Origin of the sequence: Gluconobacter sp. Dm-73, assembly GCF_018256215.1 — a bacterium.
In the GTDB taxonomy this organism is placed as follows: domain Bacteria; phylum Pseudomonadota; class Alphaproteobacteria; order Acetobacterales; family Acetobacteraceae; genus Gluconobacter; species Gluconobacter cadivus.
Genome location: NZ_JAERLW010000011.1, coordinates 94,198 through 116,716, shown reverse-complemented (window position 1 = coordinate 116,716; position 22,519 = coordinate 94,198). Strand labels below are relative to the sequence as shown.

Sequence of the window (22,519 nt, the reverse complement as noted above, 5' to 3'; positions counted from 1 at the left end):
TATACGATAGAAAACCCTTTAAAAGAAATTTCTTCTCCGGACCGATCCTGATGGAAAACAAGATGCCTCCTGTAACCTTCACCTTCCTGAACAGCACCGTCGAAGGGGTCGAGGGAGAACCGGTTGCAGCAGCCCTCAGACGCGCCGGAATTACGGAACTCGGCCGGTCCGGCGTCGATGGAACACCCCGCGGAGCGTTCTGCTTCATGGGAAGCTGTCAGGAATGCCGTGTCCGCATCGACGGCACCGTCGCCTATGCCTGCAAGGCTCCTGTCCTCCCGAACATGACCGTCACGCTTTATGTCCAGTCCTGACTTTTCTCCCGTAACCGTCATCGGTGGCGGCATTGCCGGTACGACCTCTGCCATCGCCCTGTCCCGGCATGGCTTCCCGGTCACCCTAATCGACGAACAGCCTGTCGCAGGCGGCCAGATCTTCCGCGCGCCCTCACCTTATGCACGTCGGGTCGTGCCGCCCAATCACGAATTTTCCGGCGGCGACACTTTGCGCCAGAAACTGGCCGCATCCAGCGTGAATGTCTGGTTCTCCACCCGCGTCTGGGGCCTGTCGCCCACACTAACGCTCGACCTGCTCGGACCGGACGGCATCGACCAACTCCCCGCCGCAACCCTCGTCGTCGCCAATGGCGCCACCGAACGTTTCCTGCCATTTCAGGGCTGGACGACTCCGCGCATCATCGGTCTTGCGGGCGCCAGCATCCTGATGCGCAACGGCGGCACCCTGCCCGGCCAAAGCGTCGTGGTCGCGGGCTCGGGGCCGCTCCTGTTCTCCGTTGCCCATCAGGTTCTCGAACTGGGGGGCCGGGTCATGGCTATCGTGGATGCCGGTCATCGTTCGGACTGGCTGCGTCTTGGCGCCATGCTGTCGCTCGACCCGGCACGCCTGACACAGGCCACAAGCTGGATACTGCGCCTCAGAAAGGCGGGTATCCCGATCCATCATCGCGCCCATATTTCGGAAGCGCAGGAAACGGAGGCCGGCCTGCTCCTGACCGTTACCGAAATGGATCATCCCGAACGCCGCCACCTCTATGCCGCCGAAGCCGCGGCCTGTGGATATGGCCTCAAGCCTTCTACTCTCATCACCCGCACGGCAGGCGTTCACCACCGTCACGATCCGGTCGGCGGCTATCTCGAACCCGTAACAGACGACGCCGGCCGCACCAGCCGCCCCGATCTTTACGTCACGGGGGACGCTGCCGGAGTCCGGGGCATGGCCGTGGCCCGTCTGCGGGGCCTGATCACGGCTCATGCCATCGCCCATGACCGGGGTGTGATTTCCACGGAAACTTACGAAGCCCTGACACGCGTGCCCCTGCGTCAGCGCCGTCGCCTTGAGGCCGTTTCTCGCCGGATGCTCCCTTTGATGAACGCCGGCAGCGCTATTCCCGCCCATCTTCAGGACGACACCATCGTCTGCCGCTGCGAACGCGTGAAAGCCACGGCCCTGCGTTCCGCCATTCAGGCCGGAGCCGAAGACCTGAACCAGCTCAAAGCCTGGACGCGCTGTGGCATGGGTCCGTGTCAGGGCCGCATGTGTGAGGACAGCGCACGCGGCCTGCTCGCGGCGGCCTGCGGCAAAACCCCCGAAGAGGCAGGCAGCTTCACAGCGCGAATGCCCTTCTTCCCCCTCCCGCTCACAGCCGTGACCGGAGAATTCACCTATTCCGATATTCCCCTTCCGAAGGCAGCCCCCCTATGACCCAGGCGCTGCACAGCAGACCGGATGTCTTTGATACGGTCGTCGTGGGGGCGGGCGTCATGGGCGCCACAACTGCGCTTTTCCTTGCCCGCGCTGGCCAGAAGGTCGCCGTGATCGACCGGGAGGACATGTTCCGGGCGGCATCCGGCGTCAATGCCGGCACCCTGACCCTGCACATGACCCGCGCCCAGCTCATTCCCCACGCCATCCGTGGCCGCGAGATGTGGCTCGACAGCGCTGAGTGGCTCGGAGAAGACGTCGGCGCCCTCGCCACACCCGGCCTGTCCATGGCGTTTACCGAAGCCGAAGAGGAGCTTCTGCGCCAGCGCGCGCATGTCCGACAGGACATGGGTGCGCCGATTGAAGTCCTGTCAGCCCAAGAGGCCATCAGGATCGAACCCGGCGTAAACCCGACCCTCCGCGCCGCTGCTTACTGCGCGCTGGACGGCCATATCCCGACCTATCGCGTCGGCGGGGCCTATGCCCGCGCCCTCAGGCAGGCCGGGGTCACGATCATCGAGAACAGTCCGGTTGAGGGCATCTGCCCCGTTACGGGCGGAGGCTACGACGTTCAGATGAGCGGCCGCGCGCATCCCGTACGGGGCCGCAGGATCGTGCTCAGCACCGGGGCGTGGCTGGAAAAGATGCTGGGCTGGCTCGGATATGACATTCCGATCCGCTGCCTCATCAACCAGCTTGTCGTCACAGAAACGCTGCCGCCCGTCATGAGGAGCGTACTGAGCATTGCCAATGGCCTTCTGTCCCTCAAGCAGTTTGCCAATGGCAGCGTGCTGATCGGTGGCGGCTGGCAGGGCGAGGGCAACATCCATCAGGGCGGCACCCGAGTCATTCCTGAAAACCTTCGCGGCAATGTCCGTCTGGCCCAGCATGTCGTCCCGCGCCTCAACGAAGCGCAGATCCTGCGTGTCTGGCTCGGTCTCGAATCCGAAACACCCGATGCCATGCCCCTGATCGGTGCGCTGACACCGGATGACGATGCTTTCGTCGTCGGGTGTGTCCATTCCGGATTTACGAGCGGGCCATATATGGGCCGCCTGCTTGCCGAGCGCATTCTGGGCGGCGCCCCGGATCTGGGCGCGTTCGACCCCACCCGCTTCTCCTCCCTCCCCGCCACTGGAACACGCCCATGATCCCCGTCTCTCCTACGCCATTCCGGGGCGTATATGCCGCAACGCTGGTGCCCTTTCTGGAAGACGGAACGCTGGATGAGGCACGCTTCACACAGCATCTGTGGGACTGCACCCGTGCCGAAGGCATTGTGGGCATCCTGTGCAACGGTCATGCGGGCGAGAACCATCTCCTGACCCGCGAGGAAAAGCGCCGCGTCGTGGAACTGGCCGCCGACACCATCGGCAAAGACCGCATCATCGTCTCGGGCATCCTGTCCGAAGACCTCGACGAAGCCTGTCTTCATGCCCGTGATGCCATCGCGGCCGGCGCGGACGCACTGCTCGTGTTCCCGCCGTTTTCATGGGCAGTCTCACAGGATCACGACGCCATCATCGCCCATCATGCCGCGATCTGCGAGGCCGTTGATGCTCCGATCATGCTGTATCAATCCTCCGTCGGCAGCGGCGGCATGGCCTATTCTCTCCCCATTCTGGAAAGCCTGCTCAGGCTCCCCGGCATCGTCGCCATCAAGGAAGGAAGCTGGGAAACCAACGCCTATGACAAACACCGCAGGCTGGCCGCGCGCGTGGCCCCGCATGTGGACGTCATGGCATCGGGCGACGAACATCTCCTGCCCTGCTTCGCCATCGGGACGACCGGCAGCCTCGTCAGCCTCGCGGCCATCCTCCCTGTGTCGCTCGCCAAACTGTGGCGCGCGATGGAGAACGATGACCTGCCTGCTGCGCGCCGTGTCCATGACGCGATCCAGCCGCTGGCAAACCTGATTTACGGTCGTGCGCCCTCGGGTCGGGCCACGCTGCGTCTGAAGGCCTGTCTGGTCATGCAGGGCAAATGGCCCTCCTGCCGCACCCGCAAGGCTTCTGATATCATCGCCCCAGAAGAATGGCAGGAGCTGTCAGCAGCCTTGCACGATGCAATGGCACTGGAAGGACCGTAATGGGCGATTATATAGTGGCCGAACGCGAGCTGAATCTCGCGGAACTGGCCTATACACAGATCCGGCGCATGATCCTTGAAAAAGAACTCCCCGGCGGAATGTCCGTCGTGGAGGGGCGCCTGGCGGATCATCTCGAAATCTCGCGCACTCCCGTTCGCGAGGCCCTGATGCGACTCGCCGCCGAGGATCTTCTGGTCAAGCAGGGCTCGCGCTCGTTTGCAGTTCGGAACGTCTCGGCTACCGAATTCTTTCAGGGCATCCATATCCGTGAGATCCTTGAAAGCGAAGCCATCAACCTGTCATTCGACAGGCTTGATCGCAAAGTGCTGGAAAATCTCCGCCGCGAAGTCATCGAACTTGGCGAGACACCCGAACAGACTGCCGCGCAGTGGCAACTCGACGACCGCATCCATCTGATGTTTCCCAAAGTCTCGGGCAACACGGTCCTGCTCCGTTCCATCAACGAACTGCGGACCCTGACCCGTCTGTGCGAAGTCAGCTACCCGCTCGGACGTGTTCCCGCATCCACGCGCGAACATCTGGCCATTCTGGACGCGCTGCTCGACGGCGACAGCACCGGCGCGCGCGACGCCATGGTCATGCATCTGCGCAATGTCGCGACAGACTGCATGGACATTCTCAGGGGCGGCTGACCACCCCTGCCCATTTCAGGAGAAACCGTCATGACGACTTTTGACATCGTTATCCGCAACGGCATGATCGTGACCGCCACGGATAAATATACTGCCGATATCGGAATAAACGGCTCAAAGATCGTCGATATCGGTTTCGACCTGAAAGGCCATGAGACGATTGATGCCACCGGCCTGCTCGTCTTGCCGGGCGGAATTGACGGTCATTGTCATATCGAACAGGAAGAAGCCGACGGCACGATCCATGAAGACGATTTCGTCTCCGCCACCGGATCGGCACTGCTGGGCGGAACCACAACGGTCGTCTGTTTCGCGTCCCACGTCCCCGGCCGGGGCCTTGTGGAGCAGTTCGACGCCTATCGCGAAAAAGGCGGCAATTCCCGCATTGATTTCGCCATCCACCAAATCATCACCCGCACTGACGAACAGACCATCCGCGACGACATTCCCGTCGTGGCCGAGCGTGGCGCGGCAGGGCTGAAGGTCTTCATGACCTATGACGATTTCCATCTGACGGACGGCCAGTTTCTTCAGGTTCTGGAAGCGGCCCGCAAAAGCGACATCATCGTATCCGTCCACTGCGAAAACTATGACGCCATCCGTCACCTGATCCTGCAGCATCTTGCGGAAGGACGCACCGAGCCGCACGGACACGCAACCTCGCGCCCGCCTGCCGTAGAACGTGAAGCCACATATCGCGCCATGACAATGAGCGAACTGGTTGACCAGAAGATCCAGATCTTTCACGTCTCCTGCCCCGACGTCGCCGAAGAGATCGCCCGCGCACAGTCCCGGGATGTGAAAGTCGTTGCAGAAACCTGCCCGCATTACCTGACCCTGACGGAAGACGACCTCAAGCGGGACGGTTTTGAGGGGACGAAATATATCTGCAGCCCGCCTCTGCGCACGAAAGCCGCTCAGGACGGCATGTGGCAGTATCTTCGCAACGGTGTCATCAGCATCATTTCTTCGGATCACTGCGGCTATACGTTCGATGGGGCCGTCGGCAAGGGACGCCACGGCCGGGATGCTGATTTCTCGCTGATTCCCAATGGTATGCCGGGCCTCGGAACACGCCTTCCGGTCTTCTACGATGCCGCCATCAACAGCGGAAAAATCGACCTGACGGACTTCGTGCGTCTGACCGCCACCACCCCGGCCCAGCGCTATGGGCTCTATCCCGAAAAAGGAACGATTGCTCCGGGTTCGGACGCAGATCTCGTCCTGTGGGACCCGAACAAATCCGTCACGATCACCAACGCCCTGTTCCAGAGCAATATCGACTACACGCCCTATGAAGGGCGGCAGGTTCAGGGGTGGCCGGTCAAAGTGTTCCAGAGAGGCGTGCTGGCCATGGAGAACGGCACCGTTACCGCCCAACCCGGCACGGGACGTTTCCTCAGGTCACGCCGGGACTGAGGCTTCCGCCCCAGCCTCATGAGTGAAGGCCGACTTACCGGTCGGCCAGAACCGGATCAGCGAAGCGGCGGTTTTCCAAAACAGGGAGTACGCGCCGCGCATGGGCGATCCGCTCGCGATCCAGTGTGGCAAAACCCAGAGCGGGCGCTTCACCCAACGCGAGCGTAATCACGCCCAGCGGATCGACCACCATGCTGGCGCCGCAGTTGCGCGCGCCACATTCTCCGACCGCCACGACATAACAGGTGTTCTCCAGAGCCCGCGCCACGGCCATGATTTCCCAGTGCCGTTCCTTCATCGGACCTCTGACCCATGCCGCAGGCAACAATATGGCCTCGGCCCCCGCCAGAGCGAGATGGCGCGCCAGTTCCGGGAAGCGCACATCATAGCAGGTCATCAGACCGACCTTCATGTCACCGATCTGCACCACGGGCGGCAGCTCCAGCCCCGGTGATGTCCGCTGGGATTCCTTCATGCTGAACGCATCATAGAGATGCAGCTTGCGATACTGTGCGATAAACGTCCCGTCGCGCAGGACGAACTGCGTGTTGTAGAACCGCCCGTGCCCGTCCGGCACATTCACACATCCCGCCACGGCAATGCCCTGGCTGGCGGCGCGCAGTCCTTCCATGAACGGGCCATCCAGCGGCTGTGCCGTCTGAGGCAGAAGCTCCGGATTGTTGATGTCCTGCGCCAGAATGCCTTCGGGCAGAAGCAGCAGTTCAGCACCGCCCGCCTTTGCCTGCGCGATCAGATCCAGACATTGCCGCTGGTTGGTTTCCCAGTCCGGCGCAACAGCAAACTGTCCCAGAGCAACTTTCATCATTGCATTCCATTTTCCAAAAGAGCGGATACACGCCTACATCTAGGCCCCCACCATGCCCGACCCGTACGTCACGGTGAAGATGCAGGAGGTTGATACTTTTTATTACAGGAACAAATTCCTCAAACAGGAATCAGGAAAAAATAAATTCTAAAACAAATTCCGGAAAATAAAACATAAATTCCGAATAATATAATGTATTAATAATATTAATCAGCTTATCTCCTTAAATTTTCAGACAAGTTTTATCAAAATTTATCCTGATTTTTTCTTTCCTCAGTTCAGACCAACATTCCTATCTTTAAAAAAGACTTCACGATTCCGTTATGTTGATCAGATCCCTCCGAGAATATTGTCACTTTCCCGCCCGTCCCTTGCGGTTTCCGGCCTTCTGCCATTCCTCTGAAAATATTTTTAAGAGCTATCGGGCCCATGTTCATGCACATGCTCCTGACATCTTTTGACACGGGGGATTACTTGATTCTGCTCACCTTTCACATGCTGCGGTCCCTGCGTTATTCGGGACGCACATCCCTGTTTCTTGGAACGGCTCTGGGCGCACTCGCACTGAGCGCACAGGCGCGCGCTGACGACGATATTGTTTCGAAAATGGAACAGGAAATGAGCCGCCTTCAAGCCGCTCAGGCCCATGTGCAGGAAGAACAGCGCGCCATCAATCACGACATGGCCCTCCTGAAAGCAGAAATCGCCCGACACCACGCCTCAGGCGCATCACCGATCCGCACTGCTTCCCCCCATGCCGAACAGATTGCTACACAGGAAAATCATTCCGGGCACATCATCACCGCATCCGTCTATCATCACGGCAACAAAACGACTGAACCGCCCGAAACCTCCGGTGCCGAGCGTGAAATGACAGCAGCCTCCGGTTCGGAGCCAGTGCGTGGCGCTCATGCGCGGCGCGACAGGGTGTCCCTCTCGCCAAGCGGACGTGACCTGATAGACACCGGCAAAGGATCTGAACTTGCCGTTGTGGGGCATCGCGCCGAAGATGTTCTGGTTCATTTCGCAGAGAACGGCGTCGGCCCTCATCCGCGTGAAACCGTTGGCGCGCAGTCTGCGGGTGCAATTGGTGATCACGGGGTTTTCCATCTCGGCCCCGTCACACTCATGCTGGGTGGTTTCGTCGATACCGCCGCTGTGCTCGAAAACCGCCATATCGCTTCGGACACGTTCAATTACTGGCAGGACATGCCGTATCCGAACGAGCCGCGCTATCACACCAACAATTTCACGGGCGGCGCGCGTTACAGCCGCCTGTCCCTGCTGGCTCGCGGCAATATTGATGCGGAATCAACGATTTCCGGCTTTTTCGAGTCCGATTTCGGCGCCGGTGCTGTCACGACTGACCCTTACGAAAGCAACAGCTATTCCTTCCGTCTGCGTCAGGCCTATCTCGCCTATGACGACAACACGGAAGGCTGGCATTTCCTTGGCGGTCAGGCCTGGAGCCTCCTGACTCCAGGCCGTGCAGGCATCGTCGCGCGGCAGGAAAGTCTTCCGGAAACGATCGAGGCCTCCATGCTCGCGGGTCAGACATGGTCCCGGCAATGGCAGGTCCGTATCGTGAAGGATTTCTTCCATCACCGCCTCTGGACCGGCCTTTCCATCGAAAACCCCGCCACGCTGTATGATACGACCGGCTTTTCAAACACGAACGGCGCTGTCGCGATGCCCAATGGCTCGACCGTCACAATCGGCGAGAACGGTGTCGGTCTGACCAATGATACGACCAATTTTTCCAACGAAATCGCCCCGGATGTCATTGGCAAGGTCGCTTACGATCCCGTCTGGGGTCACTACGAAATGGAAGGCATCCTGCACTTCCCCCATGACCGCGTAACCATGGGCCATACCGGCCATAACAACACCGCTGTCGGCGGAGGAGCGGGTGGTTCCATGATCCTGCCCCTCATCCCCGGCAAACTGGAACTGCGTATGGCTGGCCTCGCGGGCTGGGGCATCAACCGCTACGGCTCCGTGCTGCTGCCCGACGCCACGCTCAAGGCCAATGGCAGCCCTGATCCACTCTTCGGCGTTCAGGCGCAGGCGGGCATCATCGCGCATCCCAATCCGCGGATTGATGTGTACGGATACTTCGGCACACAGCGCGTCGGCCATTCCTATTTCAACGAAAACGGCGGGTCTTACGGCTACGGCAACCCCGCCTACTCCAACGCTGGCTGCCTTCAGGAACTCTCCGCCCTGTCCTGCACGGCCAACACGCGCGGCGTGTCCGAAGTCACGATCGGCGGCTGGTGGCGCTTCTTCAAGGGCAAGTTCGGCACTGTCGAAGCAGGTACGCAGCTTGCCTATTCCCGACGTCAGATCTGGTCCGGCATCGGTGGCGATCCACATACCAGCATGAGTCAAATCTTCTTCGACTTCCGCTACCTGCCCTTCCAGTAAGCGCCCCCTGCACCGGGCAGATTTACTTCTGCTCCGGTGCGTCCTGATCGTCGCGGCCAAAGAAGCGGGCATAAAGCGTCGGCAGCACAAACAGCGTCAGCAGCGTGGAGGACATCAGCCCTCCAATCACGACAGACGCCAGAGGTCGCTCGACTTCCGCGCCAGATCCGCCCGAAAACGCCATCGGGAAAAAGCCCAGACTGGCTACCGATGCCGTCGCCAAAACCGGTCGCAACCGGCTCCGAGCCGCCTGAAACGCCGCATCCGCCGCTGCCAGCCCCTGTTCCCGGAACACGCGGATCTGACTGACCAGCACCACACCGTTCAGGATCGCCACGCCAAACAGTGCGATGAACCCGATCCCCGCTGCAATACTGAAAGGCAGCCCACGCAGCGCCAGCATGAAAATGCCGCCCGTCGCCGCCATCGGCAGGTTGGCAAACACAAGCGAGGCTGCGCCGAACGATCCCAGAGCCGCCACCAGCAGCAGGAAAATCAGCGCCAGCGCGATCGGCACGACAATGAACAGACGGTGCAGCGCCGATTGCAGATTGCGAAACTGCCCGGCCCAGACCATCCGGTAGCCCTGTGGCAGCTTCACAGTCTGCGCCACCGCTTTCTGCGCGGCCGCCACGAACGAACTGACGTCCCGCCCGCGGATATTGGCCTGCACGATCACCCGGCGATGGATGTTGTCCCGGTCGATGCGCGGCACGCCATCCGACAGCACGATATCCGCGACCTGTGACAGCAGAACCCAGCCCTTCCCATCTGCCCGGCGCACCTGCAGATGCCCGATCCTGTCCGGCGAACTAACCGCATCCGCCCGCAGACGCACCTGCGTCGGAATGATCGCGCCTTGCACCGTCACGGGCTTGCCCACATGACCGCCCACGGCCTCCACCACTGCCAGAATGTCCGGCACCGCGACCCCAAGCCGTGCGGCAGCATCGCGGTTGACGTCGATATGCAGGAACGGCACGGTCCCGCTTCCCTGCAATGCTACATCCGCCGCGCCCCGCACGGTTTGCAGCGTCGTGACAACCTGTCCGGCAATGCGGTTCAGCTCCGACAGGTCATCGCCATAGATCGAAATCGCAAGCTGTGTCCTGACCCCGGCGAGCAGATCGTCCATCCGCATCTGGATCGGCTGAGACCACGAATACGCCGCATCCGGCAGGGTTTTCTGTAGGGCGTCATTGATTTTCGTGACCAGCTCCGTCTGGGTAGACGCCGTTTTCCATTCGTCATGGGGCCTCAGAAAAACGAACGTATCGGTCTCGTTCGTCCCCATCGGATCGGTCGGGATTGCCGCTGTCCCCGTGCTGCTCACAACCGTCTGGACTTCAGGGAAAGAGCGCAGGATCTTTTCTTCCGCCGTCACGCTGGCCAGCACCGTCTCCAGCGAAGCTCCGGGCAGGCGCGTCGAGGTCACGACCAGCGAGCCTTCTTCAAGCTGCGGCACGAACTCCCCACCCAGTCGTCCGCCGATCAGTACCGCCGTAATAAATGCGACACCCGTGACGATCAGCAGCCGCCCGCTATGGTGCTCGGTCCAGCGCAGAGCCGGTTCGTAATACCGGCGCACGGTCCGGACAAACACGGTTTCCCGATCCGCCTGAACCTTGCGCATCAACATTGCCGCAAGGACCGGCACGCAGACGAAGCAGTAAACCAGCGACGCCAGCAGGGCCATGATGACCGTCTGCGCCATTGGCCGGAACATCTTGCCCTCGATGCCCTGAAGCGTGAGCACCGGCAGATAGACCATGATGATGACGAAAATCGCAAAACTCACCGGCCGTATCACGGCGCGCGCCGCGTCCGCTGTCAGCGCGGCAAAGGGCTTTCCCTCCCGGTTTTCGCCGCGCTCGACCATGATGTGTTCCACCACGACGAGCGAACTGTCCACGATCATCCCGAAATCAATCGCGCCCAGACTCAGCAGATTGGCCGACACGCCAAACAGCCGCATCCCCGCCATCGCCGCAACCAGGGACGCCGGAATGACAGACACGATCACCAGCGCCGCCCGCCAGTCTCCCAGAACGACCACCAGCACAAACAGCACCAGAGCCGCGCCGATCAACAGATTTTCCTTGACCGTATGGATGGTCTGGCCCGTCAGATCCGCCCGGCTGTAAAACGGCTCCAGCGTGACACCCGGCGGCAGGGACTGGCGGATCGTCGGCAGGACATGCCGGATCGCATCCAGCGTCGCATTCGAACTTGCGCCGGTCTGCATCATCACAACGCCAATGACTGCCTCGCCCTGCCCGTCCCGCGTCACGGCCCCAAGCCGCGTACGCGGCCCTGCGGACACAACGCCCATGTCGCGCAGCCGGATCACGTGACCATTCGTGCCAAATTTTACGGGTATGGCGCCAAAATCCGCCAGACTGCCCACGAGCGCACGCCCGACCACGACATTCTGCTCGGCATGATGCGCGATCCAGCCACCACCCGATGAGGCATTATTGGTGTCCACGGCCTGAACGATGTCGCCGATCGACACACCAAACGCCCGCATCCGAGCCGGATCGACCGCCACCTGATACGTCTCGACCGCCCCGCCATTGACGTTGACATCCACCACGCCCGGCACCAGCCGAAGCTGCGGCACGACCGTCCAGGTCATGAGCCGGTTCAGTTCCATCAGCGACAGGCCACCGCCGCGGATCTGGAGCTGCATGATCTCACCCATGCCCGTCGCAAGTGGTCCCATCGACACACTTACGCCCGGAAGCGTGATGCTGTCTCGCGCCGCCTGCAGCCGTTCCGACACCCGCGCCCGGTCCAGATCAATATCCGTCGCATCATCGAACTGGAGATAGACCGCCGACACGCCCGTCCGGGACACAGACCGCAGATCCGTCACGCCCGGAATTCCGGTCAGACTGGCCTCGACGGGGAAGGTAATAAGTTTTTCGACTTCTTCCGTCGCCAGCCCCGGCGCCGTGACAGAGACCATGACCTGTTTGGGCGAAATATCCGGTACCGGCTCGACCGGCAGTCCCGGCACGGTCATGATCCCGCCGATCATCAGCGCGACGAGCAGACCCAGCAGGACAAAACGGTTGGACTGGAAAAAACGCAGCATGAAACCCGCTCAGTCCGTATCCAGCCCGCTGACGAGCGACATGGATTTCAGGGCAAAACTGCCTTCCGTCACCACGCTGTCCCCCACTTTCAGAGGGCCCTGCACGACGGCGCTTTCATCGGTAGCCAGCCTGACCCGGACTTCGCGCGGCGCATACTGGCCTTCTGACGTCTGGACATAGACAAGATCATGCCCCTCGATCGTCTGCACAGCGTCGGCCGGGACGATCATGCCCTCAACCGCCTCGCTGGTTTCAAGGGTCGCATCCAGCATCACCCCCGGCCTCAAAAACGCCACAGGCCGGTCCACGACACAGACAACCTTGACCAGCCCCGTCACTGGGTCCGCAACGCCGTCGATCGTCGTAATCTTCGCCCGGAACGGCTCGGCCCGCGCATTGCCCGAAGGCCGAACCGTCACGACACTTCCCACGCCCAGTCGGGACACCTCATCGGGCCGCAGATCCGCGACGATCCACACGCCCGACAGATCCACAACCGTCGCCACAGCCTGTCCCGGCGTCACATCCGACGCTACGGAGGTCTGGATGGACTGCACCACACCCCGCACCGGCGAAATAAGCGTGGAGGCTTCATCCTGCACGATCTTTTCCGTCACGGAGGTGAACTCTTCCGTCAAACGATGTTCGATCAGCCCGATATCCGCTTCCCGCGCCACAACCATGCTGCGGGCCTGCTGCACCGCCGCCTGACGTCGCCGCACTTCCCCGACCGACACCGTACTGCCCACAAGTGCCTGCCCCCGGCGGTAGGCCAGTTCGGCCTCCCCGAGCGTCGCTTTCGCCGAAGCCAGAGCCGCCTGATCCTGCTCCATCTGAAGATGCAGCACATGCAGTGAATGATCGGTGTAATCAATAAGCGCCTGCCCCGGCTCCACGGTCTGCCCCGGCGTCACCCGAACCGCCGTGACCTTGCCGTCGCCGCTCGCACGGATCACGACCGTCCGTGACAGATCCGCGCTCACCTGAGCCAGCGCCGAGACCGTGTCATGCAAGGTTCCCTGCCGTACGATCACGGTCCGCAGATGCTCCGCATCCCGCGCCTGCGTCCCCAGTGTCAGCGGCTGCATCCAGCCCGGCGTTTCAGCCGCATGCGCGCAACCCACAGCACATGCAGCCACCCCGACAAGCAGAAAACGTGAAAAGCGGCTCATGGAATGGTCCCCGTCGCAATGCCCATCCGAATAACGGCCGCATGCCAGGCAATCTCCGCACGATTCAGATCCAGAAGCGCGCGATACGCATCCGTCCGGGCCCGAAGCGCCTCGATCAGTGGCGTCTCGCCTACCCGCCAGGACCGCTCCATCCCGTCTGCCCGATGCAGCATGGAACTGGCTTCGATACGGGCGTTGGAACGCGCGCCGGTCGCCGCCACCAGCCGCGCCCGGACCTGCGCCATTTCGTTCCGCACGGCCCGGCGCGCTTCGACTTCCTGTCGTGTCGCAGCCGCCATGCGGTCTCGGGCGGCGGATTCCTGCGGCGTATTCGTCACCGCACTCGGCAGCGGCACCCGCAGATTAACACCCACCTGCGTGTCCCACGGGCTGTCATACTGCCCCTGATCGATCGCATCGATGCCCACTTCGGGGTTGGGCATGAAGCTCCTGCGGACCAGCTTCATCTGATTCTGCGCCGCGATCACGGCCTGATGCGTTGCCCGCACCCGCGGATCAATGTCTTCAACCCAGCGTCCGTCATTCGCCCGTGTCAGCGCAAGCCAGTGGTCATCCGCCTGCGTGATATCCGGCACCCCCGGCAGACCGGTCAGGGTCCGCAACTGGCTCGCAGTGGTTTCGATGTCCTCGGCGGCCATGTCGGCTTCGGTCCGGGCCTGAGCAAGCTGCGCTTCTACGGCCTGCTGGTCCGACATCGCCGTCTCGCCCGCATGTCCGGCCCGCTGCACATCGGCCTCGATCCGGCGCAATGCGGACACCGTCGCCAATGCCGCAGTCTGCCGACGCATCGCCATAATCGCAGCCCCGGTCGCATCCACGACCCTTACCGCAACAGACATGCGCTCCACATCCAGACGCACGGTCGCAGTTTTGGCTTCGGCCTTCGCAACATTCTCGGTCGCCGTGCCCTGACCCGGCAGCCAGAGCGGCACCGAAACCCCTCCCTGCCAGGTGATGTAGCCGTGATTGTCCCCGCTGATACGGTCATCATAATATTCGCCGCTCAGCGTCGGGCCGCCCGCAAACCAGGACTGCGCCGCCTTCGCCCGCGCATCCGCGGACTCCTGATTGGTCTCAAGCTCGATCCGGACGGGATCGTTTTTCCAAGCTGCAGCAATCGCATCATGCATCGAAAGTGGTGCGGCCAGACTCCCTTCGGCACGGCCATAATCTGCGCCTGCGACACAGATTATGGTCAGAACCGCCACGCTGGCCAACAGCCTGCGCGACCCTCCTGCACATCGCGCAACGCAAAGGGGATGAAATGCCATTCCCGTCTCATCCCCCGCCCGACAGGACGTGTCAACGGACGGAAATGCGCTCTTTTGCCCAGTTCCGTATGCCGCACGGGGCTCCAGAGCCAATTGCTCCTCTTCTTAAACGATCTTATGACTCCAAGCTAAGAGTTATTCTCATTTGAGGCCCGACACCCATGCTGATCCACATTCCAAACGTCCTTACTCCCGAACAGGTCCGCCATTTCCGCGACAAACTGGAAGCAGCCGAGTGGACGGATGGTCGCATCACTGCAGGAGAACAGTCCGCACAGGCCAAACTGAACCTCCAGATCCCGCAGGACTCTGCGGAATGCCGGGAACTTGGGGAAATCGTCCTGCGCGCCCTGGGCCGCAATCCGACATTCAACAGTGCAGCCCTGCCGTTGCGCGTCTATCCGCCGCTCTTCAACCGCTACGACACCGGCATGCATTTCGATGCCCATGTGGACAATGCCATCCGCCCCATTCCCGGAACCGGGCTGCGCATCCGCACCGACGTGTCCTCCACGCTGTTCCTCACCGGCCCGGAGGAATATGAAGGCGGCGAACTCGTCATTCAGGACACTTACGGCACCCAGAGTGTGAAACTTCCTGCCGGGGATATGGTGCTCTATCCCTCGACCAGCCTGCACAGTGTCAACCGCATCACCAGCGGCAGTCGCTGGGCCTCGTTCTTCTGGTCCCAGTCCATGGTACGTGACGACACGAAACGCAGACTACTCTACGACTTCGACTGCTCCATCATCGAAACCCGCAAAGCCCTGCCGGACAGCCACCCTGCCGTCCTCGGCCTGACATCGACCTATCACAACCTTCTGCGGCAATGGGCGGAACTCTGAATCCGACCGTAACATTCCCGGTTATCGACACATATAAAAACAGGAAAACGGGTTCTCAAGCGCATATCAGAGGCGTTATGGAAGATCAGATTGCTGACGCGGTCTGACAAAAACCATCTTTATTGAAAGAGATTAAATAAAAGCTGACATCATCCGCGCAGAAAAGAAAAAATCCTGCAACAAATCCGGGAACGCTCCACCCGAACATACCCGGACAGCCTTTTAACGAACGTTTAATTATTGTAGGATAATAGTCAATTCTCCTATCGAGAGAGTCAATTCGGGTGATGGAAAAGCAAAAGGATGACTTCAGGGAAAGCCTGAATTCTGTCCAAAACTGGCCTCAGGGCGCCCGTGATGACTTTGTCCTTCACGCCCTGGACTGTTCCGCTATTGTCGCCATCACCGATACACGCGGTCGCATTCTTTCAGTCAACAACCGGTTTGAGGAAATCAGCGGTTATACCCGTGACCAACTCATCGGAAACGACCACCGCATGCTGCGTTCAAAGCAGCACGACAAGAAATTCTTCCGACAGATGTACCGCACAATTGCCTCAGGGAATGTCTGGCACGGCGAAATCTGCAATCGTCGTCAGGATGGCAGCCTTTACTGGGTCGACACCACAATTGTACCCCATATTTCGGAAAGCGGAAAAGTCACGAGCTATGTGGCCATCCGCTTTGACATCACTGACCGCAAGCAGGCTGAAAACCATCTCAAATCAAGTCGGCAGAAATTACAGAAAGTCGTCAATACCGATTTCCTGACCAAGATTTCCAACCGACTGCATTTTTCCCATATCCTGCGCAAGACCCTCCGCACGAGCACCGCAAGCCATCTCTGTCTGGCCCTGCTCGACATCGACACCTTCAAAACAATCAACGATACGTCCGGCCATGATTCCGGCGACCGCCTTTTGCGCAAGGTCGCCGAAAAACTGCAGGAATTCGAAAGCGAGAACTGTTTCATTGCCCGCATCGGCGGTGATGAATTTGCCGTCCTCATGACAGGCGACACTCTGGCTCTATTTGAAACGATCCTTCAGGACATCCTGGAACAGATGCGCTTCAGCATCCGCAACCGGACCATGACCCATGCCTGTACCGTGAGTATTGGTTATGTGTCCGTGCCCCTCTCCGATGCGCGGGAAAAAACTCTCCTGAAATGCGCCGATCTGGCCCTTTATGCCGCAAAGACCGAAGGCCGGAACCGCATGCGGGAATACCATCCCGTCATGGAGGAAAAACTGGACCTCGCGGCCCGTCTGCGTCGGCGCGTTCAGACCGGTTTGCGAGATCAGAGCATCAAAGTCTTCTATCAGCCGATTTTTTCCCTCAGCATCCCCGGGCGTATTTCATTTGAAGCCCTCCTGCACTGGGACCACCCACAACATAAAGTACTTTCTCCGCAGTATTTTCCTGAGGTGTTTGAAGACCACAGCCTGACCATGACCCTGAATACTTTTGTAACGCACAGGGTTATGGAAGATGTGAGCAGACTTCGCGAACAAAACATCCGCTTTGAGCGCATCGCCATTAACATCACCTCCTGCGATTTCGAGAATACCGACTTTTTCCGGAAACTCGACAGCCTCGCAGATGGCATGAATGTTCCGCTCAATTCTCTGGCGCTCGAAATTACCGAAAATATCTTTTCCCGACCGCACCACCAGCAGGTCGAGCGCGAACTTGATACCCTGCATCGCAAGGGGGTCCAGATTTCGCTGGACGATTTCGGCACGGGCTTTGCGTCCCTGACCCACCTCAAAACCATCACGTTCGACTACGTCAAGATCAACCGCGCATTCGTGGCAGGCCTGGAGCGTCACGGGACCGATGCGGCAATTATCAGGGGTGTGATCGACATCGTCCACAGCCTCGGACGCAAGGTGGTCGCCGAAGGAATCAGGAGCGCCTCGCAGGTCCGCGCGCTTTTGGAAATGGAATGTGATTTCGTACAGGGAGATTTTCTGTGCGAAGCGGTGCCTGTGATGGATATTCCGGCCGCGCTGGAAAAAATCCGGTACAAGGCGCTTCTGTAAAGGCTTTGTACCGGAGACATCTGACGGGAGTTTCAGCCCGTCAGATCGTGTTACTCAGAAACGCTGATCAATACCGGTCAGGATCGTGCGGCGCAGACCGTATTGCGGTGCCCCGACGCCGATGCCGCTACCGTCACGCAGCAGATAGGTTCGGTCAAACAGATTGGTCACATCCAGACGAAGCTGCGTCCGCTTGAGGAACGGAACCTGAAACAGATCCTTAAAGGACTGAACCAGAGACAGGTTGAATGTGGCGTATTGCGGAACCGAAGCACCGTTGGGTGTCGCACCATCAGCCCGCAGACCGCTGCCATAGACCATCGTAGCCGACAGACGCAGCGGATGACCGGTCCTGTGGAAGAAGGAGTAGCTTCCACCTGCCGAAGCAGTCCAACGCTGATCATGATCCAGATGGATCCAGCGCTTGCTGGTATAGGCCAGATCGTCCGGATCGAAGTTCCACTGAGCGGTCGTGATGTCCTTGCCGATCGCGCGGGACCACGAGAAATTGCCGTAAACGCTGAATGCGCCGCGGGTATAATCCGTGGCGAATTCATAACCATGAACCTGACCACGACGATAGTTGAACGCCGACAGGATAACCGGCGAGCCGAACTGGCCTTCATCAATCATGTTCTTGGCGAGCTTCACATACGCATCAAAAGAAGCGTGCCAGCCCGGCAGAATGGTCTGTGCGAAACCCGCATCGAAATAATGGTCACGCTCAGCCTTGACGTTGCTGTTCAGGAACGTTCCTGGAGCCGCAGACGTATTGGCGAACTTGTTAAGCGACGTACCCCCCACCAGTTCGAACGGCGGCGGCGTGAAGTAACGGGAATATCCCGCATGGAACGTGCCGCCATGCCAGGGCTTATAAACAATGTTCAGACGCGGGCTGACCTGCTTGGCATGCGTGTATTCATCCACGCCATCAAAACGCAGACCGTAATTGACTGTCAGGTTCTTGAGCGGACGCCATTCGTCCTGCGCATAAAGGCCATACATCCAGCCCGTACGGCCCGTGCCGTCATGAATGGTGAGCGGATTGTCGGAATAAATCGCTCCTCCGTCGGCGTCTTCGCCCGTCTGCGGATAGACGGTTGAATCCGATTTAGAAACGTTTCGCTCCACATAAATCTGGTAGCCGAAGCGGACAGTATGATCCTTCGCGGCCTGCCATGTCGCGTCGGACTGCGTTCCCGTCGAAAAGACCGAACGGGCCGCACGCTGTGCAATGCCGTTATAGACCAGATCGCCCAGCGGATCAGGCGAATAGCGCAGGGAACTGTAGCGCATCACGGCGGACGTCTGGAAACTCAGCTTGCCCATGTCCTTTTGCAGGGACAGGATGCCGAAATCCGTAATTTCCTTCTGATGCTCGTTCAGACTTGAGCTGTCGCCATTCCCGTAAAGCTGCTGCGACAGGTCACTGTTGGCAAAGGACGGATTGGCGAACTGGCGCTGCTGCCCGGGGTTATTGGGAAGCTGGTATTCAGCGTTGGACACACCGGCCGTAAAGCTGATCCGGGTGTTCTCATCAACCGTATAACGGCCGTGACCGAGGAAATGATACTGGTTGGTCAGATCGTGCAGAGCATTGAAGCTCGGCGTCGTGTTTTCGATACCGACGCGGTTATGCACGAAATCACCCGTCGCAAACCAGTCCCACTTACCGTGATGACCACCGAACTGCACGGACGGAAAGAAGTAATCGCGCGCGCCACCATAAATCGAAACGTCACCACCAGCATCCGAATAGCCGTTCTTGGTGGTGATATCGATCACACCTGCCTGAAGAAATCCGTATTCGCTGGGAAGCGCGCCAGTCGTCAGCGACATGGAATGGGCAAAACGCGTCATGAGCGTCTGTCCGAACACGCTCATGCCTTCCGGAAGCGCCACGCCATCGAGACGGAACTGCACTTCATTATGGTCACCGCGGATATGGATCTGCCCGTAACTATCCTGCGCCACGCCCGGAGCCTGAAGCAGCAGAGCGTTCAGCGGCGCATTGTCGCCGCCCGGATTGGTCTCGATCGCCTGACGCGAGAAATTATAAACCGTAGCCCCCGTTGACGGCTGAAGCGCAGCGCGGGCGCGTTCGAGATGGGCGTTGACCGTCACCGCATCCTCACCTGCCCGGCTTGTCTCCGTCGTTGTCGTTCCATGCTGGTCGTCAGCATGGCCGAAGCTGGAACGGGCGGCGGAAGCCTCATCGTCCGTCTGGGCATCGGCGGGAGCCGCAGTTGTCTGGGAAGAGGTTGCGGACGGCGTGACCGACTGGGCAAACGCGGAATCGGCAAGGGCGGTAGTGCAGCCCAGCAGCAGCAGAAAGGAACGGGCAGACACGAAAGACGGCATGAAACCTCCGGACGGGGATGCAGGCTAAAGACGAAGGATTGTCAGAGCGGCCCTCTTATTATGTTATATCATAACGATTCAAGCGAAATCTGCCCTGCCAACCCGCCACAAGGCGTTGCGCGTTGGCGCTGTTGCACAAGTACAATATAAGCACCGTGAATTGCCGGGTTTGCCTGCGCTCTCAGGCAGACTACCCCCACGACTGACGCCGTCCTTTTCAGGAGCTCCGACCTTTCCATGACGCTTCGCAAGGCTCTTCTCCTGAGCGCCAGCCTCCTCGGCCCGTCCCTCGCTCTCGCCGCCCCGACGGAGAAAGCGAAGCCGCTGCACGGAAAAACCGGAGCCCCCCATCACGCGAATGCCCATCCGTCAGGGGCAAAGCCAGCCCCGCGCAAAACCACTCCACAATCCGTTCAGGCCCGTAATACCGAAACGATCGCCGTCACCGCGCGCCGCACGGATTTCGCCTTCGTCGCAGCACAACACCTACCCGATGCCGACACCCGCCTGAGCGCAGAACGCCTGATCCAGCGCGGCGTCGTCACCCTGCGCGGTCTGGAGCGCGTGGCCCCCAACCTGACAATCCAGTCGGTCAACGGCACGGCCTCCAACAATTTCTATCTGCGTGGGGTCGGCTTCAACGACTTCACCCAGAACAATATTCCTACCGTCATGACCTATTTCGATGACGTGCCGTTCGCGTTCTCGACCCTATCGAGCGGGCTGATGTTCGATCTGGCGGACGTCACGGTTGCTCCGGGCCCGGTCGGGACCACGCATGGGCAGTCCGATACCGGCGGCGAAATCCGCTTCCGCACCGCCGACCCGACCAGCACATGGCACTACGGCGCCAGTCAGGACATCGCGTCTTACGCCCGAAGCCGGAGCGAGGCCTATATTTCAGGCCCGATCGCCAAGGGGCTCGATTTCCGTCTGGCCGGACAGATCCGGCAGGGCGGTGGCTGGCAGACCGATCCGCAGAACGGTGCCCATCTGGGAGACGCGGACTCCTACGCCCTGCGTGGCAAGCTGCGCTGGCATTCGGACGACAACCGCACCACGATCCTGCTGTCCGGGCATTTCGTGCAGGACAACAGTCAGGTCGTCACCAGTCAGGCCGTCCATCGCCTGATCGGCACAGCCGCTCTTCCGCATCTGGGTCAGCAGCAGGCCGAATGGTCGATGCGACCGCAATTCGCTAACCTGATCGGACGTCCGGAAGGTCTCAAACCCAGCGAACACAACCAGTTCTGGGGCTGGGACCTGCATATGGACCATGATTTCGGAGTTGCAAAACTCACCTCCGTCACGGCCTTCGAAACCGGACGACAGGGCGAATACACCGATCAGGACGGCACATCACGGGCCGAAGCCGACACCTACCGCACCATCAGTGCCAACGCCTTCACGCAGGAACTGCGTCTGGGCTCCAGCAATCCGGACAGCCGCCTGCAATGGGTCGTCGGCGCGTTCTACCAGCGCAGCCGGATGAAACAGCGCTTCTTCTTTGACTATACCGACTATGCGGCCCGCGGTTACATGATGGCGACGTCCTTTTCGATGAATCAGGAAAGCACGTCCGAATTCGGCCATGTCAGCTATCGCCTGCCTCATAACGTCACGCTGTTTGCGGGTCTGCTGCACGAAATCGACGACCGCAGCCTGCCGGGCCTGACGTCTGAAATTTTCGGCGGAAAGACGACGGCCTTCCACGGTGAGAGCACGGCTGCGGCCCAGTTCGCCGGACAGGTCGGCGTCTCATGGCAGGCGACAAAAACCACGCTCGTCTATTACAAGATGAGCAAGGGCTTCAAACCCGGAGGCTTCAGCGCCAACAATACCCAGATCCAGGCCCAGCTTGACCCGTTCGGCCCCGAGACGGTTCTGACCTACGAATTCGGCTTCAAAAGCGATCCGATCCCCAATGTCCTGCGCCTGAATGGTGCGGCATTCTATAACGACTTCCACGGCCAGCAGGTTGTCGGCACGGTCCTGATCCCGAATTACGGTCCGCTGAGTGAAATCACGAATGTCCCGAAATCCGAAAGCTGGGGTTTCGAAGGCACGGTCGAATTTCACCCCATACGCCATGTTTTCGTAACGCAGAACATTGGCTGGCAGCGTGGCAATTATCAGGACTTCCTGAACGTCAACCGCGCCGCCACGAATGCGGCCTATGCCAAAACGGGCGTCTGGCGGGCCGTGAACAGCAACTTCGCAGGCGTGGATAACGGCCAGCCCAAGCTGACCCTGAACGGTCAGGCGGAATGGCGACAGCCTCTGACATCGGCACTCGGGCTCGATGTCGGGCCGGACTGGTCCTATCGCGGCAGTCAGGCCATCGCGGTCGGCGGCACGGGCTTCTATCGCCTGCCGCCCTACTTCCTGCTCGGCGCCCATGCGACCCTGCGCCCCTCGTCAGGGAAGTGGGAGGCCACGATTTACGCCTCCAACCTGCTCAACCGCAGCTTTTTCGAAAGCGGCGGCATGGCGACGACGACCTATTTCTACATCCCCGGCCCGCCGCGCTTTATCGGCGGCCGGATTTCATACGGCTTCTGAAAAAC

General features: G+C 60.2%; 15 protein-coding genes. 10 read left to right on the top strand and 5 right to left on the bottom strand.

Annotated features, from left to right (window positions below; translation table 11 throughout):
* Positions 1 to 62 precede the first annotated feature (62 nt).
* The 6 genes from JK176_RS12295 to hydA are packed head-to-tail and all read left to right on the top strand — an operon-like array spanning position 63 to position 5,883.
* Positions 63 to 314 (top strand): (2Fe-2S)-binding protein, encoded by a 252-nt coding sequence (locus JK176_RS12295; protein ID WP_249194488.1) that lies wholly within the window; start codon positions 63 to 65, stop codon positions 312 to 314.
* The gene (locus JK176_RS12290) at positions 301 to 1,722 is read left to right on the top strand and encodes an NAD(P)/FAD-dependent oxidoreductase (protein ID WP_211588090.1); all 1,422 of its coding nucleotides are present in this window, start codon (positions 301 to 303) and stop codon (positions 1,720 to 1,722) included. Before JK176_RS12295 ends, JK176_RS12290 begins: the two co-directional genes overlap by 14 nt.
* A complete protein-coding gene (locus JK176_RS12285; protein WP_211588089.1) occupies positions 1,719 to 2,873 on the top strand; it encodes an FAD-binding oxidoreductase in 1,155 nt (384 codons plus the stop codon). Before JK176_RS12290 ends, JK176_RS12285 begins: the two co-directional genes overlap by 4 nt.
* Positions 2,870 to 3,811 carry a dihydrodipicolinate synthase family protein gene (locus JK176_RS12280; RefSeq protein ID WP_211573897.1) on the top strand — a complete coding sequence of 314 codons (942 nt, stop codon included), beginning with the start codon at positions 2,870 to 2,872 and terminating at the stop codon, positions 3,809 to 3,811. Before JK176_RS12285 ends, JK176_RS12280 begins: the two co-directional genes overlap by 4 nt.
* A complete protein-coding gene (locus JK176_RS12275; protein WP_211588088.1) occupies positions 3,811 to 4,464 on the top strand; it encodes a GntR family transcriptional regulator in 654 nt (217 codons plus the stop codon). Before JK176_RS12280 ends, JK176_RS12275 begins: the two co-directional genes overlap by 1 nt.
* A 30-nt stretch (positions 4,465 to 4,494) precedes the next feature.
* Positions 4,495 to 5,883: a dihydropyrimidinase gene (gene hydA, locus JK176_RS12270; protein ID WP_211588087.1), complete on the top strand. Its 1,389-nt coding sequence runs from the start codon at positions 4,495 to 4,497 to the stop codon at positions 5,881 to 5,883.
* Positions 5,884 to 5,917: 34 nt separating this feature from the next.
* Here the strand turns inward: hydA and JK176_RS12265 are convergent, their stop codons facing one another.
* Positions 5,918 to 6,709 carry a deaminated glutathione amidase gene (locus JK176_RS12265; RefSeq protein ID WP_249194487.1) on the bottom strand — a complete coding sequence of 264 codons (792 nt, stop codon included), beginning with the start codon at positions 6,707 to 6,709 and terminating at the stop codon, positions 5,918 to 5,920.
* 495 nt (positions 6,710 to 7,204) lie between these two features.
* Between JK176_RS12265 and JK176_RS12260 the strand changes: the two genes are divergently transcribed.
* Entirely contained in the window at positions 7,205 to 9,136 is a 1,932-nt protein-coding gene (locus JK176_RS12260; RefSeq protein ID WP_211588114.1) for a hypothetical protein, read from the top strand.
* Positions 9,137 to 9,158: 22 nt separating this feature from the next.
* Here JK176_RS12260 and JK176_RS12255 read toward each other — a convergent pair whose 3' ends face one another.
* The 3 genes from JK176_RS12255 to JK176_RS12245 are packed head-to-tail and all read right to left on the bottom strand — an operon-like array spanning position 9,159 to position 14,560.
* Complete coding sequence (locus JK176_RS12255) at positions 9,159 to 12,236, bottom strand: efflux RND transporter permease subunit (protein WP_211588086.1); 3,078 nt, start codon at positions 12,234 to 12,236, stop codon at positions 9,159 to 9,161.
* 9 nt (positions 12,237 to 12,245) lie between these two features.
* Complete coding sequence (locus JK176_RS12250; RefSeq protein WP_211588085.1) at positions 12,246 to 13,409, bottom strand: efflux RND transporter periplasmic adaptor subunit; 1,164 nt, start codon at positions 13,407 to 13,409, stop codon at positions 12,246 to 12,248.
* Complete coding sequence (locus tag JK176_RS12245; RefSeq protein ID WP_249194492.1) at positions 13,406 to 14,560, bottom strand: TolC family protein; 1,155 nt, start codon at positions 14,558 to 14,560, stop codon at positions 13,406 to 13,408. The genes JK176_RS12250 and JK176_RS12245 overlap by 4 nt, the downstream gene beginning before the upstream one ends.
* A gap of 302 nt (positions 14,561 to 14,862) precedes the next feature.
* On the opposite strand from JK176_RS12245, the gene JK176_RS12240 reads away from it, so the two are divergent.
* Positions 14,863 to 15,546 carry a Fe2+-dependent dioxygenase gene (locus tag JK176_RS12240; protein WP_211588083.1) on the top strand — a complete coding sequence of 228 codons (684 nt, stop codon included), beginning with the start codon at positions 14,863 to 14,865 and terminating at the stop codon, positions 15,544 to 15,546.
* Positions 15,547 to 15,833: 287 nt separating this feature from the next.
* The gene (locus JK176_RS12235) at positions 15,834 to 17,591 is read left to right on the top strand and encodes a bifunctional diguanylate cyclase/phosphodiesterase (protein WP_211588082.1); all 1,758 of its coding nucleotides are present in this window, start codon (positions 15,834 to 15,836) and stop codon (positions 17,589 to 17,591) included.
* 54 nt (positions 17,592 to 17,645) lie between these two features.
* Here JK176_RS12235 and JK176_RS12230 read toward each other — a convergent pair whose 3' ends face one another.
* Positions 17,646 to 19,952, bottom strand: a complete 2,307-nt coding sequence (locus JK176_RS12230; RefSeq protein WP_194261728.1) for a TonB-dependent receptor — start codon at positions 19,950 to 19,952, stop codon at positions 17,646 to 17,648.
* 237 nt (positions 19,953 to 20,189) lie between these two features.
* Between JK176_RS12230 and JK176_RS12225 the strand changes: the two genes are divergently transcribed.
* A complete protein-coding gene (locus JK176_RS12225) occupies positions 20,190 to 22,514 on the top strand; it encodes a TonB-dependent receptor (protein ID WP_211588081.1) in 2,325 nt (774 codons plus the stop codon).
* Positions 22,515 to 22,519: the final 5 nt, after the last annotated feature.

Coding starts and splice junctions, on each gene's coding strand:
- JK176_RS12240 (WP_211588083.1), top strand. CDS start 14,863: ATGCTGATCCACATTCCAAACGTCCTTACTCCCGAACAGGTCCGCCAT.
- JK176_RS12280 (WP_211573897.1), top strand. CDS start 2,870: ATGATCCCCGTCTCTCCTACGCCATTCCGGGGCGTATATGCCGCAACG.
- JK176_RS12285 (WP_211588089.1), top strand. CDS start 1,719: ATGACCCAGGCGCTGCACAGCAGACCGGATGTCTTTGATACGGTCGTC.
- JK176_RS12250 (WP_211588085.1), bottom strand. CDS start 13,409: ATGAGCCGCTTTTCACGTTTTCTGCTTGTCGGGGTGGCTGCATGTGCT.
- JK176_RS12235 (WP_211588082.1), top strand. CDS start 15,834: ATGGAAAAGCAAAAGGATGACTTCAGGGAAAGCCTGAATTCTGTCCAA.
- JK176_RS12290 (WP_211588090.1), top strand. CDS start 301: ATGTCCAGTCCTGACTTTTCTCCCGTAACCGTCATCGGTGGCGGCATT.
- JK176_RS12265 (WP_249194487.1), bottom strand. CDS start 6,709: ATGATGAAAGTTGCTCTGGGACAGTTTGCTGTTGCGCCGGACTGGGAA.
- JK176_RS12245 (WP_249194492.1), bottom strand. CDS start 14,560: ATGCATGATGCGATTGCTGCAGCTTGGAAAAACGATCCCGTCCGGATC.
- hydA (WP_211588087.1), top strand. CDS start 4,495: ATGACGACTTTTGACATCGTTATCCGCAACGGCATGATCGTGACCGCC.
- JK176_RS12260 (WP_211588114.1), top strand. CDS start 7,205: ATGCTGCGGTCCCTGCGTTATTCGGGACGCACATCCCTGTTTCTTGGA.
- JK176_RS12295 (WP_249194488.1), top strand. CDS start 63: ATGCCTCCTGTAACCTTCACCTTCCTGAACAGCACCGTCGAAGGGGTC.
- JK176_RS12275 (WP_211588088.1), top strand. CDS start 3,811: ATGGGCGATTATATAGTGGCCGAACGCGAGCTGAATCTCGCGGAACTG.
- JK176_RS12230 (WP_194261728.1), bottom strand. CDS start 19,952: ATGCCGTCTTTCGTGTCTGCCCGTTCCTTTCTGCTGCTGCTGGGCTGC.
- JK176_RS12225 (WP_211588081.1), top strand. CDS start 20,190: ATGACGCTTCGCAAGGCTCTTCTCCTGAGCGCCAGCCTCCTCGGCCCG.
- JK176_RS12255 (WP_211588086.1), bottom strand. CDS start 12,236: ATGCTGCGTTTTTTCCAGTCCAACCGTTTTGTCCTGCTGGGTCTGCTC.